Genomic DNA, 15,563 nt, shown 5'->3' on the forward strand with positions numbered 1-15,563 from the left:
AAATATTTTAAGCTACTGTCATTTTCCGGTATGTCCCTTGCATTATGGTGCCCCATCACCCACTGTGTGCGGGCTTTGTGCATCAATCGGTACGCGCAATGTCCAGTTTGTCACGGGTGTTTTATCAGAACCATTCGACATTCACCCTTAGACCCCATATGGAGCAAACATGGCCACCATTGAGATTACCGACGCCACTTTTGGCGAAATGATTGAAAAACATCCCATCCTGATTCTGGATTTTTGGGCCACCTGGTGCGCTCCCTGCAAGAACTTTGCGCCCGTTTTTGAGGCAGCGGCTGAAAAGCATCCGGATATTGTGTTTGGCAAGATCGACACGGATGCCCAGAAAGAACTATCAAGCGGCTTTGACATTCGCTCCGTACCAACACTGATGGCGATTCGTGAAGGCGTGATGGTCGTACGTGAATCGGGTGCGGTACCGGGCAGCGTGCTCGAACAAATTATTGAGCATGTGCGCAGTCTGGACATGGATGAAATTCGCGCCGAACTGGAATCCGAACCGGATGGCATTGAATAAATCACCCTATCAACCACAGCCAAACCATACTGCATGATGAACAACAGCCATAATTCAACCGATCACAATAGTGGTGCCGGCAAGCTGCTGACGGCGGCACTGCTCAATAATTTTTTTGATGCAGGCTGGGCTATTCAGGTGCTGGTTGGCGATATGGATATGCCGCAGTTTCTCAGCTCACGCCTGGCGCGCCCGGAAATGGAAAAGCATTTACAGGTCATGGTTGATAGTGCCAAGGCATTGCCCGAACCTGTTTGCGAATTGATGCCCAAAGTGGACTGGGCTTCATGGGCAGAACTGGATGGCGCGATTGGCAGTCCCTTGCCCGAACAACAAACACGCGTCTGGGAAGCCATTGATCAATGGTTACCGCCAACCGGCCATTACCTTAATCAATATCGGGCACGGATGTCTGAGCTGTTTACATTTAGGCTTGATGCGCTGTGACAGCCTGCTTGCAAATTTAGCCTTGCAAGATCATCAGGCCCACTCAGACAAAACAAATACCCCTAAGAGGTATTTTTAAACAATCAATAAATACGTACTATACAAGGTAAATAATACCGATACTTTATCAGAGTATCGGTATTGATAAGGCTTTTTGGCGGTATTAACCACCACTGACAGTCATACTTGATTGCTGCGAATTGCGTCGTAATGAGTACTGTATTACAAATGCTGCAATGCTCGCTATGGCATCAGCCCAGGCCACGCGCCAGATCGGCCTTTAAATCTTCAATATTTTCCAGCCCGACTGCCACACGCAACAAGCCATCGCCAATACCTGCTTTGGCACGTGCTTCAGGAGACAAACGACTATGCGTGGTGGTGGCATTGTGAGTGATGGTGGTTTTGGTATCACCCAGATTGGCGGTAATGGAAATCACCCGGGTGGCATCAATCACCCGCCACGCGGCATCCTTGCCACCCTTGACGTCAAAACTCACAATCGCCCCACCACTGCTTTGCTGTCGTTGCGCCAGTTCGTATTGCGGATGCGACGGCAGCCCTGGGTAGTAAACCCGCTCAACCTGCGGCTGGGCTTCCAGCCATTGCGCCAGCAACAAGGCATTGGCTGACTGCTTTTCCAGGCGAATCGATAGTGTTTCCAATCCCTTGAGCAAGACCCAGGCGTTAAAGGCCGACAAGGTTGGTCCGGCGGTGCGCAAGAAACCCAGCGCTTTTTCATTGATCCAGTCACGTTTGCCGACCAGCGCACCGCCCAGTACCCGTCCCTGACCATCGAGATATTTGGTGGCTGAATGAATCACCACATCCGCCCCCAATGCCAGTGGCTTTTGCAAGGCTGGTGAGCAAAAACAGTTGTCCACCACAAACAGTGCACCAGCAGCTTTGGCGACCTCGGATAAGGCCGCAATATCGGCAATCTGGGTGAGTGGATTGGACGGCGTTTCCAGATAAAACAGCCTGGTATTGGGCTGACAGGCGGCTCGCCAGGCGGCCACATCATCAATGTCCACATAGCTGGTGGTGATCCCAAAGCGCGCCAGAATATTGTTGAATAAATTGATCGTGGTACCAAACAGGCTGCGCGATGCGACCAGATGATCACCGGCCGACAACTGCACCATGCAGGCCGTCAAGATAGCGCTCATGCCCGATGCGGTGGCCACACAGGCCTCACCTTCTTCGAGCGCAGCCAGTCGTTCTTCAAAAGCCGTGACCGTGGGATTGGTATAGCGCGAATACACGTTGCCAGGCTCGCTACCATCAAAACGCGCCGCGGCCTGCGCGGCGTTGTCAAACACATAGCTGGAAGTCAGGTACATCGCCTCGGAATGCTCGCCAAACTGGCTGCGATGAACACCCGCGCGCACGGCCAGGGTTTCCAGATGCAAATCGTCTGGCAGGGTGGACTGAATTGGCTGATTTGTTTTGTTATCACTCATGATCGTCTTTCCAATAAAAAACCCGCTTTAGCAAAAACCAAAGCGGGCCGGATATGGTGATCCTTCGCGCTTTAGCTGATTTGATATTTCTGTCGAAATATCGCGCCCGCAAGCTGTATCAAATCGGCGCCACGAAAGAATAGCACAAGCTCAGTCACAAGTAATAAGCTGTTTTGTTCTGACCATAGATTTTTTTTGCACTTGCTTATTTGCGAGCAGGTTGGCAAGTCAGTCGCCAAAGGGTCGTGATCTCGGCCGAACGTGCTGCGTGCAAAGGATCATTTTCGTCACTGGCACGCGCATGGGTGGGTTTGGTACTACGTCGCTCCAGCACCGTCAAACCAGCCGCATCAATATCAGCCAGCAGACTTTCGCGCGTGCGCAAACCCAAATGCTCGGCAATATCAGACATGATCAACCAACCTTCGCCACCGGGCGTCAGATGCGCTGCCAGCCCAGCCAGAAAGCCTTTGAGCATGCGGCTTTCCGGGTCATAAATAGCATGCTCCACCGGTGTGCTGGGGCGAGCAGGAATCCAGGGCGGATTGCAGACAATCAGCCCTGCCTGGCCGGGTGGAAACAAATCGGTTTCCAATACATCAATCCGACCACTCAAACCAAGTTGTGTCAGATTACTGCGGGCACATGCCAGGGCGCGGGCATCATTGTCCGTCGCCACGACTTGTTCAATGCCACGCCGCGCCAATACCGCAGCCAACACACCCGTACCGGTACCAATATCCCAAGCCACAGAGCAACCCGCGGGGATCGGCGCTTTGTTTACCAGATCAACATATTCACCCCGCACCGGCGAAAACACACCATAGTAAGGATGAATATTGCCACCCGCTGCCCCAACCGGCACACCTTTTTTGCGCCACTCATGTGCACCAATCAGGCCCAGCAATTCACGCAGCGATACGACTGAAGCAAGTGCATCGGCAGCAGGCTCACCATACACTTCGGTACAGGCTTCTTGCAGATTGGGGGCACGCCGCAAGGCAATTTGATAGTCCGCTGCCAGTTCAATCAAGATCATGCCCAAGGTACGGGCGCGCTGGGATTGCAACTGACGATGACGGTTAAACACATCACTGGGACTCACACCTTCGGCACTCGCTTCGCGCTCTTTGCGTTTCAGCGGCTTTTTATCGATGCGACGCGCCAGGGCCAAGAGCAATTGTCGAGCATTATTAAAGTCACCCCGCCACAGCAGCGCGGTGCCTTCAGAAGCAAAACGAAACGCTGAGTCGGCAGTCAAGGTGTCATCCACTACCATGACACGTTTGGGCGGCGCAGCACCGTTTTCCGAGCGCCAGCGCACCGCGTGGCTCACAGCACCTTCTTGCCATTCAAGCATGGGATAAGCTGAATCAGTATCAGTCTGAGTGGGATGCATCAAGGTGCCCTTTCATGGCGGGAACGAACCAGGCAGGATGACAGCACTGCTCAACGAATCGTCCGGATAGATTTGCGAAATTGCATAGCGTGACAAGACAGCAGGTGCCGTAACCTAAATCCAAATCAAAATCTCATCTGACGATTTGTTTGAAATCAGAGGTCGGCAGATCCAACATCACAATCCGCTTGTCGATAAAAAAGGGCGAACAGCCAATGGCCATTCGCCCCTGGTATAGCAAGTATTACAGTGCGCTTAGTCTTTGGTCGACAAATTCAAAGCGAGTTGTGACTTGGACGTATCGTCCTTGCCATCCCGCTCGCTGATGGCGGCAGGATTATTACGGGCCAGTTCAAGTATCTCAAGGTATTCCCGTGTGATGTCACCGGTCACATAACGACCATCAAAACAGGAGGCCTCAAAGTTGCGAATATTAGGATTGATATCTCGCACCGATTGCTTCATCGCTTCAATGTCCTGATAAATCAACTGATCCGCACCAATGATGCGACAGATTTCTTCATCAGTGCGGTTATGCGCCACTAATTCAGCACCAGTTGGCATATCAATGCCATAGACATTGGGAAAGCGCACCGGTGGTGCCGCAGAAGCAAAGATCACTTTCTTGGCGCCGGACTCGCGCGCCATCTGCACGATCTCGCCGGAGGTGGTACCACGCACGATGGAATCATCGACAATCAGCACATTCTTGCCTTTGAACTCGACACCGATGGCATTGAGTTTTTGGCGCACTGATTTTCTGCGCATGGACTGGCCGGGCATGATGAAGGTTCGGCCAATATAGCGGTTTTTGATGAAGCCTTCGCGATATTCAATTCCCAGCTTCATGGCCAATTGCATGGCAGCCGGACGCGATGAATCAGGAATTGGCATGACCACATCAATATCTCCCGCGCTGACTTCACGACGTACTTTTTCAGCCAGATATTCACCCATCTTCAAACGCGAAGCATAGACTGACACACCATCCATGATGGAGTCAGGACGGGCCAGATAAACATATTCAAAAATACAAGGATTCAGGCTGGGATTGTCCGCACATTGCTGGCTGTAAAACTCATTGTCTTGCGAGACGAAAATCGCTTCACCGGGTGCCACATCGCGCACGAATTTGAAGCCAAGTCCTTCCAGCGCCACTGACTCGGAAGCCGCCATGTATTCCGAACCCCGTTCGGTTTCGGCAATGCCGTAACACAAGGGACGAATCCCATAGGGATCACGAAATGCCAGCAAGCCATAACCGGCAATATGCACGACCACCGCGTAAGAACCCTTGACGCGACGATGGACACCCGCTACCGCACGGAACATGGCAGCTGGATCCAGCGAATAACCAGTGCTGGCTTGTTGCAACTCGTGCGCCAAGACGTTGAGCAGAATTTCAGAATCGGAATGGGTGTTGATGTGGCGACGATCAATCCGGAACATCTCATCCTTGAGCTGCGCCCAGTTCGTCAGATTGCCGTTATGCGCCAGTACCAGACCAAACGGTGCATTGACATAAAACGGTTGTGCTTCTTCTTCGCTGGAGGAAGATCCGGCGGTTGGATAACGAACCTGGCCAATACCTGAGTTACCAGGCAGGGCACGCATATTGCGGGTTCGAAACACATCCCGAACCAGCCCGTTGGCCTTGTACATGGAAAAGGTGGAGCCATTTGCCGTTGCAATCCCGGCTGCGTCCTGACCTCGATGCTGCAACAAAAGCAAGCCATCATAAATGAGCTGATTGACTGGCGAATGCGATACCACGCCGACGATGCCACACATAAGGAACCTCTCGATACTAGAATTTCACGTATTGCTTGAGTCGCTCAGGAAATAAGGGCTTGGCCAGATGAATGGAAGCTTCAATCATCGGACTTAATACCGCCTGCTGCCAGAAAGGCGTTTGCGTGAGGCCGGTCAGCCCCGCCAGAATCGCCAGACTCAAAACAATGACTGCGCCACGCGCAGCGCCAAACAATCCACCCAGGCCTTTGTCAGCCAATTTCAAACCGGTTGCAGCCAAAATCGTCGCGATCAGCATATTAACGACTGCCATAAGCAAAACTGTAGCCACCATGATAATCGCATAAGCCACCAGTAACTTGATCGCCTCACCCGGAATTTTATCGGGCAAATGCAAAGCCAGTTCCGGACCAAACAGATTGGCAGCGACCACCGCCACAATCCAGCCCAACAAAGACAAAATCTCGCGTATCAAGCCACGCCATAAACTGAGCAAAATGGAAACGACCATAATGCCAATCACGATGTAATCAAACCAGGTCACAAGCACTCACCGTGAAACACATCTGTCAGCATCTCGATACTGCATCAAACTGCCCCACAAGCTCATTGCAAATCCAACATGGCCGCAACAATTCCGGCAGCCTTCAGTTTGGCTTGCGCAGCTTCTGCTTCATCCTTGCTGGCAAAAGGGCCAACTCGCACACGGGTCCGCTCCCCTTCCTTGGTCTGCACAACCTGTACAAAGGTTTTTAAGCCTGTCGCTTCGACCTTGCCACGGGCTTCCTTGATTTTGTCAGGCGTTGCATAAGAACCCGTTTGCAGGACAAAACGATGGGTATCAGACTTGGCAACTTCCTTGACTGGCTCATTCATTGGTTTGACCGGTGCAGTCACTTCATTTTTTTTGACAACCGGTTTATCAATCGGTTTATCAATCGGCTTAGCCGCACTGATGGGCTTGCTGATCACTTCAGGCGGATCGATGATTTCTTCTTCAAACGGTCTGGCTTCAGATTTGTTGGGTAGCTTGTCAGGCTGACCTGACATTTGAATAACAACCGGCGTTTCCTTGGGCTTGGGTTCTTTATCCAATATCAAGGGCAGAATAATCACCGCCAGCAACACCATGACCACCGCACCAATCAGGCGTCGGCGGGCACGCCTTTTTAACGCGAGTGTTGGATCAGAACGGTAATCATCTTCATCCATCAAATTGCCAGCGCTTTCGGAAACATCATCACTTTTACGACGGCCACGCTTGCGGCGCTCAGCACCAGGAACCTTGGCACCATCAAAAAGTGGTGAATTATTGCTCGGTGCTTCCGCACTTTCGTTTTTATTTAAGAAGGAAAGAAGACCCATGCGCCAGACAGGTTACAAGACAGATTAGGAGAGTCGATGCTGCATAACCGCAGCAACTGTGTAAAACGAACCAAAGACTATGATTCTATCATTGTCAGCCACTTTACTCCGGGCCTTTTCATAGGCAACGGCGGCGGATGTAAAGCATTCGATCGAATGCTCACTATCTTCCACAAAGCCACTCGCTCGAATCATCTCGGCAATGTCTTGTGCAGCCGCAGCGCGTGGTGTTGGCAGGTCACAAACATAAAAATGGTCAACCCTGCCTTGCAGATGCTTGAGCATGCCGGCCAAATCCTTGTCCTGCATGACGCCCAACACGGCATAGGTATTGGGAAAGAAGCCCATATTATCGAGGTTTTGCCCAAGTGTTGCAGCCGCATGGGGATTATGGGCCACATCCAAGACAATAGCAGGTTGCCCTGGCAAGACCTGAAAACGGCCAGGCAATTCGACCAACGCCAAGCCATTACGAATTTCCTGCGCGCCTAATGGCAGGCGATCGGCCACTGACTCCAAGGCTGCTAAAGCTGCTGATGCATTGAGTAATTGATTGGTACCACGCAATGCCGGATAACTCAACGCATTGCGCCGTTGCTTGCGACCACCATAGCTCCATTGCTGCTGATCACCTTGATAGTTAAAGTCGCGACCAAACAACCAGAGGTCGGCATCGATTTCGCGGGCGTAATCAATCAGGCTGGCAGGCGGCATGGGATCAGCACAAATAGCTGGTCGACCAGTACGAAAAATACCTGCCTTCTCGTAGCCGATTTTTTCGCGGGTATCACCCAGAAAAGCCTGATGGTCTAAATCGATGCTGGTAATGATGGCGCAATCGGCATCAAACAGATTCACCGCGTCAAGCCTACCACCCAGACCCACCTCAAGGATGACCGCGTCCAAGGATTGGCTGGCGAAGCAATGAGTAATCGCCAAGGTGGTAAATTCAAAGTAAGTCAGCGATACACCAACTTGCGCACGCGCTGCTTCCACAGCCTGAAAATGCGGCAGCAGCTGCTCGTCGCTAACGATCTCACCTTGAATCCGGGCACGCTCATTGAAATCGATCAGATGCGGCGAAGTATGACAAGCCACTTTAAAACCCGCCTGAATCAGGATCGACTCCAGAAACGCACAGGTGGAACCTTTACCATTGGTACCACCGACGGTGAACAATACGCCGGGCAACGTAAACGCCAAGGCATCACGCACTTTACCAATTCGCGTTAAACCCATCTCAATCCCAACGGGATGCGCTGTTTCAAGATAAGTCAGCCACTCTGACAAATTGGCAAACTGTTGCTGCGTGAAAAGGGAATTCATGGTTATCAGACGTTCTCGATCATGTTTTGAGCATTGAATCAGTGATCCAATCATTCTTGAAATGGTAAATGGGGACAAGTCCAACCATAACAAGGCGCGCAGTATAAGGTAAGCTCACCAACTTGAGAAAACTGGCTGCTATGTCACTGACTGCAACAGGGTTTGCGCAAACTCGGCAAGTACCGCAAAATACGCCTTGCTTTGGGTATTAGCAACGATACCCCAAGGGAGTAAATAATAAAATGAGGCCATTAAGTGCATAAAATAAGGTATTTCTTTCAATACTAATAACAAGTATCCACAGGGACCATGCTCACTTTCTCATCTGCGATACCGTATCGGACGGCACGTTTGTGGTTTGCTGGCCTATTTGGCCTTATCATCTTGGTCGCCATTCTGTCTTATGTGCAACAATATTTTCGACCACAAAGTATTGTTGCACTGGCGCCCGACTACAAATTAAAGTGCGCCTCTTACGCGCCCTACCATCGTCCGGGTCAATCGCCATTCATTGAAAACTTTGTCGCTTCACGCAGCCAAATTGATGAGGACTTGCGTTTTCTTTCCAGCAAGTTTGCCTGCGTGCGCACTTATTCAGTCAATCAGGGACTTGATCAAGTACCAGAGCTGGCCCGCAAATATGGCATGAAAATGTATCTGGGTATCTGGATTGGCCGTGAAGCCAAAAAAAATCAGAAGGAAATCGAGCGTGGCATCGAACTGGCCAAAGCCAATGCCGATGTGATTCAGGGTGTCATTGTCGGCAATGAAGTCCTGCTGCGACGCGAACAAACCGAGGCCGGTCTGGCAGCGTATATTGATCAAGTTAAAAAACAGGTGGATCTTCCAGTGACCTATGCCGATGTATGGGAATTCTGGCTCAAACACCCTGCCCTGGCCAGCTCGGTTGATTTTGTCACTGTCCACATCCTACCGTTTTGGGAAGATGATCCCCAGCCAATTGAAAAATCCATCGAGCATGTCAGCAAGGTGATTGACAAGGTCAAACAAACTTTCAACAAGCCCATCCTGATTGGTGAAACCGGCTGGCCCAGTACTGGTAGGCAGCGCGAAACAGCTGTGCCAAGTCTGGTGAATGAAGCGCGCTATATCCGCGAGTTTGTCCATTTGGCTGAAGCCCAGGATCTTAACTACAACATCATTGAAGCGATTGACCAACCCTGGAAGCGTCGCAGTGAAGGCACGGTTGGCGGTTACTGGGGCATCTTTGATTCCCATCTCAAGCCCAAATTCAGCCTTAGCGAACCTGTCATCAATAATGGTCACAATGTCATGCATTTTGTGGGCGGACTTGCCGGTGCGCTGGTCATGCTGATTTTAGGCATGTCCTGGCACAGGGTCAGTGGCGGTATCAAACCATCGCGGGAGTTGTTGCTGATGGCCAATGGCGCATCATTTGGCACACTGGCCTGGATGCAATGGCAACATGCGCTCTTTGCTTATCGCAATCTGGGGGAATGGCTGGTATTAGGTGGTATGAGCCTGATCAGCTTGCTACTGGGGATTGGCGCCACACTTTCTGCTGCAAGCCTGAATGATCAGTTGCGACCTTTTTTGAGTTATCTGGTCTGGTTACGCCGCATCGTGCTGTTTGGTGCAGCAGTGACTGGCATTCTATTTGTCTGCGATCCGCGCTACCGAGACTTTCCCAGCTTGCTCTACCTGCCAGCCGCCATTGGCTTGCTGTCCTGTGTGATTGCTGGCAATCGTTTGTTGCGCTTTAACCGGCACGAAAAAATCCTCGGATTTCTGATGTTTGTCAGCCTGTTTGGTATCGCTTATCGCGAAGGACTGCGCAATGAGGAGGCCATTGCCTGGCTGGGCGTGACCATCATGCTGTTAGCCTCGTTTATGCAAAGCCGTCGATAAGGCCAGTAACGAACCCACCAACCCCACAGCAGCCAATTCATAGCAAAACAGGACTAGACCAGCCAGTCCACATAACACACCGAGCAATGCTGCTGTGCGGGACCGAAGCGCCCATGCCAGCAGCATGATCGCCAATGCAGCCCACCCCAACGCCTCAGTACCAAAAGTCGCCCAGACTAACCAGGCACGACTGCGGCACAAGGCATCCAAGTGATCAGTCTGTGCCATGCAAGCCTCGGCTACTGCTTGCTGTTCCACCAGATTAAAGCGGATATACAGAGTGACGAACACCACCAATAAAGCCAACAAGCCTGCCCAGATATAGAAAAAAGTGTTTTTATTCATAGCCTTATATTAACTCACAAAATTGTCGTTAAACAGCGACTTTATCCAGTTTGGCTGTCATCCGCTTGAAATATAAGGGTTGGCTCAAATCAGCAATAACCCTAGTTAAACGCTATATTCCTCGTCGCCAAACAGCGACAGTCGAGCGATCTTCAATTCATTTTCTTATGAAGAATTGGCCGAGATCATGATCAAACCTTGTTCGAGAAAAAATAAACAATAAAATTTAATCAATAAAAATCAACAATTTAGAAAAACAATCGTGGGATTTTTTGGCATTTCCCACGACTCCCTATTCAGCCAAGCGATTCATGGCCTATTTTGTGCAGAGCAATGTGTGTCAGCAACTTGACGTTTTAAATTTGCTGTCATTTCGTAGTTTAACTTTTTTATTCTGCAAACTATCGTGAGCACATCGACTCCTGTCAAATCGCCGATCGTCAAAGTCCTTTCCGCAGCCCTGATTGCTGGCGCTATTGCCGCCACTCAGTTTGCCGGCTGGTCTTGGTTAAATAAAGATACCGAGGTGGTTAGCGCCGATGCCAAAATCAACGGCTACGCATACAGCCCATATCAACACAACCAAAACCCCTTTGCCGAAAGCTATCCAAGCGACGAAGAAATTCGTGGTGACCTGGAACTGCTAGCGCAAAGCTCACACCGAATTCGTACCTACTCTTCGCTCGAAAATCCCCATGTTGCCAGCTTGGCGCGCGATGAAAAACTCTCCGTGTTGTCTGGTGCCTGGTTGGACAAGCGCGAAGACCAAAATGAAAAAGAGCTCAAGGCGCTGATTCAAACCACGCGTAAAAATGAACACGTCGAACGCGTGATGGTGGGTAACGAATCCATTTTACGTGGCGATTTGTCTGTCAATGAACTGATCAGCTATCTGGATCGCGCCCGCGATCAAATTGTTCAGCCAGTTTCTACCGCTGAACCATGGCACGTCTGGTTGCGTAATCCCGAACTGGCCAAACACGTTGATTACATCACCGTTCACTTGCTGCCTTACCATGAAGGTGTTCCCGTCGAAGAGGCACCTGAATATGTGTTGAGCCGCTACAACGAACTGGTCAAGGCCTTTCCCAACAAACATATTCTGATTGGTGAAGTGGGCTGGCCGAGTCATGGCCCTGTCATTGGTGGTGCTGTACCCTCACCAGAAAACGAAGCGCGTTTCATGCGTGAGTTTCTCAATATTGCACAAGCCAAGAAGCTTGACTACTTTGTCATGGAAGCATTTGACCAGCCATGGAAGACTGAAATTGAAGGTTGGGCAGGTCCTTACTGGGGTATGTTCAGTGCTGATCGCACAGCCAAATTCAATTGGGAAGGCCCAGTTAAAAATGATAGCAATTGGGTAAGTAAAGCGATCCTGGCCTCGGTATTGGGTTTCGTCCCGGTATTCCTGTTCTGCCTGTATTTCAATCGCTTTAAAACGATTGGTCTGGTAGGTTTTGGCATCTTGGCTCAAGCCACGATCACTGCTTTTGTGACCGGTCTTGCTCTGCCCATTGATTATTACTTTACAACACGAGATATCGCTGCCCTGTCCGGCTTGATCATTGCCATGCTGATTAGCGCATCGGTGCTACTCTCCAATGGTTTTGAGTTTGTTGAAGTCATGTTTAACGGTGGCTGGAAACGCAACTTTACGAAAAAAACAGCGCTGCCTGCACACAAAGAACCGATGATTTCTATCCATTTGGCCTGTTGCAACGAGCCACCTGAAATGGTGATTGCCACCATCAACAGTTTGGCTAAACTCGACTATACCAATTACGAAGTTTTAGTAATCGACAACAACACCAAAGATGAAGCTCTGTGGAAGCCACTTGAGCAATATATGGCTCGCTTGGGTGACAACTTCAAGTTTTTCCACTTGCCAAGCTGGCCTGGTTTTAAGGCAGGTGCACTCAATTTTGCCCTGACTAAAACGGATCCACGTGCTGAAGTGGTGGGTGTGGTTGATGCCGACTATGTGGTATCGCGCGACTGGTTGTCCAGCCTTGCTCCTCACTTTCTGGAAGAAAAAGTAGCGGTTGTGCAAGCACCACAAGCCCACCGTGACTGGCAAAATCAATTCTTCCGTCGTATGTGCAACTGGGAATTTGATGGCTTCTTCCGGATTGGCATGCACCACCGCAATGAACGCAATGCGCTGATTCAACATGGCACCATGACCCTGGTACGCCGTGAGGCACTCGAAAACGTCGGTGGCTGGTCAGAATGGTGTATTTGTGAAGATACCGAACTGGGTCTGCGCCTGATTAAAGACGGCTACGAAACCCGTTATGTGGATGAAGTGCTGGGCCGTGGGCTGACACCATCCAACTTTACTGCCTTGAAATCACAGCGCTTCCGTTGGGCCTTTGGCGCCATGCAGATTTTGAAGCATCATTTGCCTGCCTTGATCGGCAAGAGCAGTTTTGATGGCGCACAGCGTTATCACTTCTTGACTGGCTGGTTCTCCTGGTTTGGTGATGCGCTGCAGTTTGTCTTTGCATCCGCCTCCATGTTCTGGACAATCGGCATGTTGTTGTTGCCCAAGATGTTCAGCCTGCCTGTTACCGTCATGGCAGCGCCGGTATTAGGCTTCCTGATTGTGAAAGCAGCAATGGGCCCGATCCTGTATCGTGACCGCATGAAAACCAGCTGGCTTGATATTTTTGGTGCCTCGTTGGCCAGCTTGGGTCTCTCACATGCGATTGCCCGCGGTGTGTTTGCCGGTCTGATCAAACGTCGTGGTGAATTTGTTCGTACAGCTAAAGGTTGGCAACAAAAAGGTGGCGCTCTGGATGCAATTGCTCCTATTCGCGAAGAAATTGGCTTATTCCTGACTTTAGGTTTAGCTGCTTTTGCGATGGTGGCAAACCGTGGTTTCAGTGATCTGGATGCCATGTTATGGGTGAGCATGCTGCTAGTTCAATCACTGCCTTATCTGGCTGCGATTGGTTGCCAGATCGCCACTTATCTGCCGGAAAAACGCGTCGAATTCAACGCCGACGATGTGGATGTGCCAGCACATATCGAAGTGCCACAATTTGCACATAAACCAATGGTCGCAGCCAAGACAGCCATTGGCCAACTTGGCAAATCGGTTCATCTGCCAAGTGCCAAAGAGCTGAGTCAACAAATCAGTTCCAGCCTGAGTGATACTGAACGAGCTGCATCACAATAAAGTAAACCATGCTGACGATATGTCAGCATCATTAAAAAAGCCCGCTAAACGCGGGCTTTTTTAATTAAACATCAACCAAATCAGGCAACCGCATCGGCAGGCTTGTTTTGCAACAGCGCCAACAGGCGTGCAATTTCTTCGCGCATTTTGCGACGATCAACAATCATGTCAATCGCACCTTTTTGAATCAAAAACTCGGCGCGCTGAAATCCTTCAGGCAGTTTTTCACGAACCGTATTCTCAATCACACGAGGACCTGCAAAACCAATCAATGCCTTGGGCTCAGCAATCACCACATCACCCAAAAAGGCGAAGCTGGCCGATACACCACCCATCGTAGGGTCAGTCAAGACACTGATATAAGGTAATTTGGCTTCAGAAAGCTTGGTCAGCATGGCAGTGGTTTTGGCCATCTGCATCAATGACAACAAGCCTTCCTGCATCCGTGCACCGCCAGAGGCAGTGACTGAAATAAATGGCACTTTCTGTTCCAAGGCAACCTGGGCACCACGAGCAAAACGCTCACCCACCACCGAACCCATTGAGCCCCCCATGAATTCAAATTCAAAGCAAGCGGCCACCACTGGCAACGTCATGATGGAACCACCCTGCACAACCAGCGCATCCGTTTCGCCAGTGGCCTCCATGGCATCCTTGATACGATCCGGATATTTTTTGCTATCTTTAAATTTTAAAGAATCGATTGGCAAGACTTCCTGACCAATTTCAAAGCGACCTTCGGCATCCAGCAGCGCATCCAGTCGATCGCGCGCACCAATCCGCATGTGAAAATCACATTTGGGACAGACTTCAAGGTTTTTCTGCAGATCGGTCTTATACAGCACCGCTTCACAGCTTGGACACTTGACCCAGAGCCCTTCCGGAATCGTTTTACGATTGGCGGGGTCTGATTGTTTGATTCTTGGTGGCAGCAGTTTTTCAATCCAGCTCATATCACCCTTTCCTTAGTTTGATTGAGGCAAAGTCACATGACCAATCATGTTTGCCCACGCTTTAATTCTTATCAATGCCAACGATCAAGCATCCAGCGCCCGTCGAATTTCAGCCATAAAGGCCTGCAGATTACTGGCTGCATTTTCTTTACTGGATTCTTCCAGTAACTGAACAATCCGGCTACCGATCACCACCGCATCCGATTTTTCAGATACAGCCCGAGCACTACTGGCATCGCGAATACCAAAACCCACGCCGACCGGCAATGTTACCCCTTCAAGATCGAAGAGTTCTTTGATGGCCGCAATTTTACTGGCAACCTCCACCACGTCCAAATTACCTGCACCGGTCACCCCTTTAAGGGACACATAATACACGTAACCCGTCGCAATATGGGCAACTTCACGAATCCGCTTGTCGGTGGAAGTTGGTGCCAAAAGGAAAATCGGATCAATCTGCTGTGCCTTGGCCAACTCGGCAAAACTGCCGCACTCTTCCGGCGGGTAATCCACCACCAACACGCCATCTACCCCCGCTTGATGGGCTTCGGACAAAAACTTGTCACTGCCCATGCGCTCAATCGGATTGGCATAACCCATTAAAACAACGGGTGTCGTGTCGTTGGTTTGGCGAAAAGCGTGCACGTAATCTAGCACCTGACGCATGCCTACCTTGGCTTTGAGGGCGCGCTCCGATGCTCTTTGAATGACTGGACCATCGGCCATTGGGTCAGAAAACGGTACGCCGAGTTCAATCACATCCGAGCCACCGTTGACCAGCGCATGCATCAGGTCAACGGTTAGCTCTGGGTATGGATCACCGGCAGTAATGAATGGGATTAGACCTTTTTTACCTTGTGCTTCCAGATCCGCAAAAACTTCTTGAATACGTGACATG

General features: G+C 50.4%; 13 protein-coding genes. 4 read left to right on the top strand and 9 right to left on the bottom strand.

The genetic code is table 11. The features are described from left to right. Positions 1 to 169: 169 nt before the first annotated feature. Both ACMYR3_RS11340 and ACMYR3_RS11345 read left to right on the top strand, forming a co-directional pair. Entirely contained in the window at positions 170 to 541 is a 372-nt protein-coding gene (locus tag ACMYR3_RS11340) for a thioredoxin family protein (RefSeq protein ID WP_424192061.1), read from the top strand. Positions 542 to 574: 33 nt separating this feature from the next. Continuing rightward, positions 575 to 988, top strand: a complete 414-nt coding sequence (locus tag ACMYR3_RS11345; RefSeq protein ID WP_424192062.1) for a hypothetical protein — start codon at positions 575 to 577, stop codon at positions 986 to 988. 251 nt (positions 989 to 1,239) lie between these two features. Here the strand turns inward: ACMYR3_RS11345 and ACMYR3_RS11350 are convergent, their stop codons facing one another. The 6 genes from ACMYR3_RS11350 to folC form a co-directional block, all read right to left on the bottom strand. Next, positions 1,240 to 2,412 carry an O-succinylhomoserine sulfhydrylase gene (locus ACMYR3_RS11350; protein ID WP_424196486.1) on the bottom strand — a complete coding sequence of 391 codons (1,173 nt, stop codon included), beginning with the start codon at positions 2,410 to 2,412 and terminating at the stop codon, positions 1,240 to 1,242. Positions 2,413 to 2,656: 244 nt separating this feature from the next. Beyond that, a complete protein-coding gene (locus ACMYR3_RS11355; protein WP_424192063.1) occupies positions 2,657 to 3,850 on the bottom strand; it encodes a methyltransferase in 1,194 nt (397 codons plus the stop codon). 255 nt (positions 3,851 to 4,105) lie between these two features. Continuing rightward, on the bottom strand, positions 4,106 to 5,641 hold the full coding sequence (purF, locus tag ACMYR3_RS11360) for an amidophosphoribosyltransferase (RefSeq protein WP_424192064.1): 1,536 nt from the start codon (positions 5,639 to 5,641) through the stop codon (positions 4,106 to 4,108). 16 nt (positions 5,642 to 5,657) lie between these two features. Continuing rightward, entirely contained in the window at positions 5,658 to 6,146 is a 489-nt protein-coding gene (locus tag ACMYR3_RS11365; protein WP_424192065.1) for a CvpA family protein, read from the bottom strand. A gap of 62 nt (positions 6,147 to 6,208) precedes the next feature. Continuing rightward, positions 6,209 to 6,967 (bottom strand): SPOR domain-containing protein, encoded by a 759-nt coding sequence (locus tag ACMYR3_RS11370; RefSeq protein ID WP_424192066.1) that lies wholly within the window; start codon positions 6,965 to 6,967, stop codon positions 6,209 to 6,211. A 24-nt stretch (positions 6,968 to 6,991) separates the two neighbouring features. After that, positions 6,992 to 8,293: a bifunctional tetrahydrofolate synthase/dihydrofolate synthase gene (gene folC, locus ACMYR3_RS11375; protein ID WP_424192067.1), complete on the bottom strand. Its 1,302-nt coding sequence runs from the start codon at positions 8,291 to 8,293 to the stop codon at positions 6,992 to 6,994. A gap of 309 nt (positions 8,294 to 8,602) precedes the next feature. Between folC and ACMYR3_RS11380 the strand changes: the two genes are divergently transcribed. Beyond that, on the top strand, positions 8,603 to 10,183 hold the full coding sequence (locus ACMYR3_RS11380) for a glycosyl hydrolase family 17 protein (protein ID WP_424192068.1): 1,581 nt from the start codon (positions 8,603 to 8,605) through the stop codon (positions 10,181 to 10,183). Here the strand turns inward: ACMYR3_RS11380 and ACMYR3_RS11385 are convergent. Continuing rightward, positions 10,154 to 10,528: a hypothetical protein gene (locus ACMYR3_RS11385; RefSeq protein ID WP_424192069.1), complete on the bottom strand. Its 375-nt coding sequence runs from the start codon at positions 10,526 to 10,528 to the stop codon at positions 10,154 to 10,156. The two genes, ACMYR3_RS11380 and ACMYR3_RS11385, sit on opposite strands and share 30 nt — an antisense overlap. A gap of 406 nt (positions 10,529 to 10,934) precedes the next feature. Here ACMYR3_RS11385 and ACMYR3_RS11390 point away from each other — a divergent pair, with 406 nt between their 5' ends. Further along, a complete protein-coding gene (locus ACMYR3_RS11390) occupies positions 10,935 to 13,712 on the top strand; it encodes a glycosyltransferase (RefSeq protein WP_424192070.1) in 2,778 nt (925 codons plus the stop codon). An 80-nt stretch (positions 13,713 to 13,792) separates the two neighbouring features. Here the strand turns inward: ACMYR3_RS11390 and accD are convergent, their stop codons facing one another. Then, positions 13,793 to 14,665, bottom strand: coding sequence for an acetyl-CoA carboxylase, carboxyltransferase subunit beta (gene accD / locus ACMYR3_RS11395; RefSeq protein WP_424192071.1), 873 nt, complete (start codon positions 14,663 to 14,665; stop codon positions 13,793 to 13,795). An 84-nt stretch (positions 14,666 to 14,749) separates the two neighbouring features. Next, positions 14,750 to 15,562: a tryptophan synthase subunit alpha gene (gene trpA, locus ACMYR3_RS11400; RefSeq protein ID WP_424192072.1), complete on the bottom strand. Its 813-nt coding sequence runs from the start codon at positions 15,560 to 15,562 to the stop codon at positions 14,750 to 14,752. Between the last annotated feature and the right edge of the window lies 1 nt (position 15,563).

Source organism: Ampullimonas aquatilis, from assembly GCF_049675895.1.
Taxonomy (GTDB): domain Bacteria; phylum Pseudomonadota; class Gammaproteobacteria; order Burkholderiales; family Burkholderiaceae_D; genus Ampullimonas; species Ampullimonas aquatilis.

Coding starts and splice junctions, on each gene's coding strand:
- ACMYR3_RS11340 (WP_424192061.1), top strand. CDS start 170: ATGGCCACCATTGAGATTACCGACGCCACTTTTGGCGAAATGATTGAA.
- ACMYR3_RS11345 (WP_424192062.1), top strand. CDS start 575: ATGATGAACAACAGCCATAATTCAACCGATCACAATAGTGGTGCCGGC.
- ACMYR3_RS11355 (WP_424192063.1), bottom strand. CDS start 3,850: ATGCATCCCACTCAGACTGATACTGATTCAGCTTATCCCATGCTTGAA.
- purF (WP_424192064.1), bottom strand. CDS start 5,641: ATGTGTGGCATCGTCGGCGTGGTATCGCATTCGCCAGTCAATCAGCTC.
- ACMYR3_RS11370 (WP_424192066.1), bottom strand. CDS start 6,967: ATGGGTCTTCTTTCCTTCTTAAATAAAAACGAAAGTGCGGAAGCACCG.
- folC (WP_424192067.1), bottom strand. CDS start 8,293: ATGAATTCCCTTTTCACGCAGCAACAGTTTGCCAATTTGTCAGAGTGG.
- ACMYR3_RS11380 (WP_424192068.1), top strand. CDS start 8,603: ATGCTCACTTTCTCATCTGCGATACCGTATCGGACGGCACGTTTGTGG.
- ACMYR3_RS11385 (WP_424192069.1), bottom strand. CDS start 10,528: ATGAATAAAAACACTTTTTTCTATATCTGGGCAGGCTTGTTGGCTTTA.
- accD (WP_424192071.1), bottom strand. CDS start 14,665: ATGAGCTGGATTGAAAAACTGCTGCCACCAAGAATCAAACAATCAGAC.
- trpA (WP_424192072.1), bottom strand. CDS start 15,562: ATGTCACGTATTCAAGAAGTTTTTGCGGATCTGGAAGCACAAGGTAAA.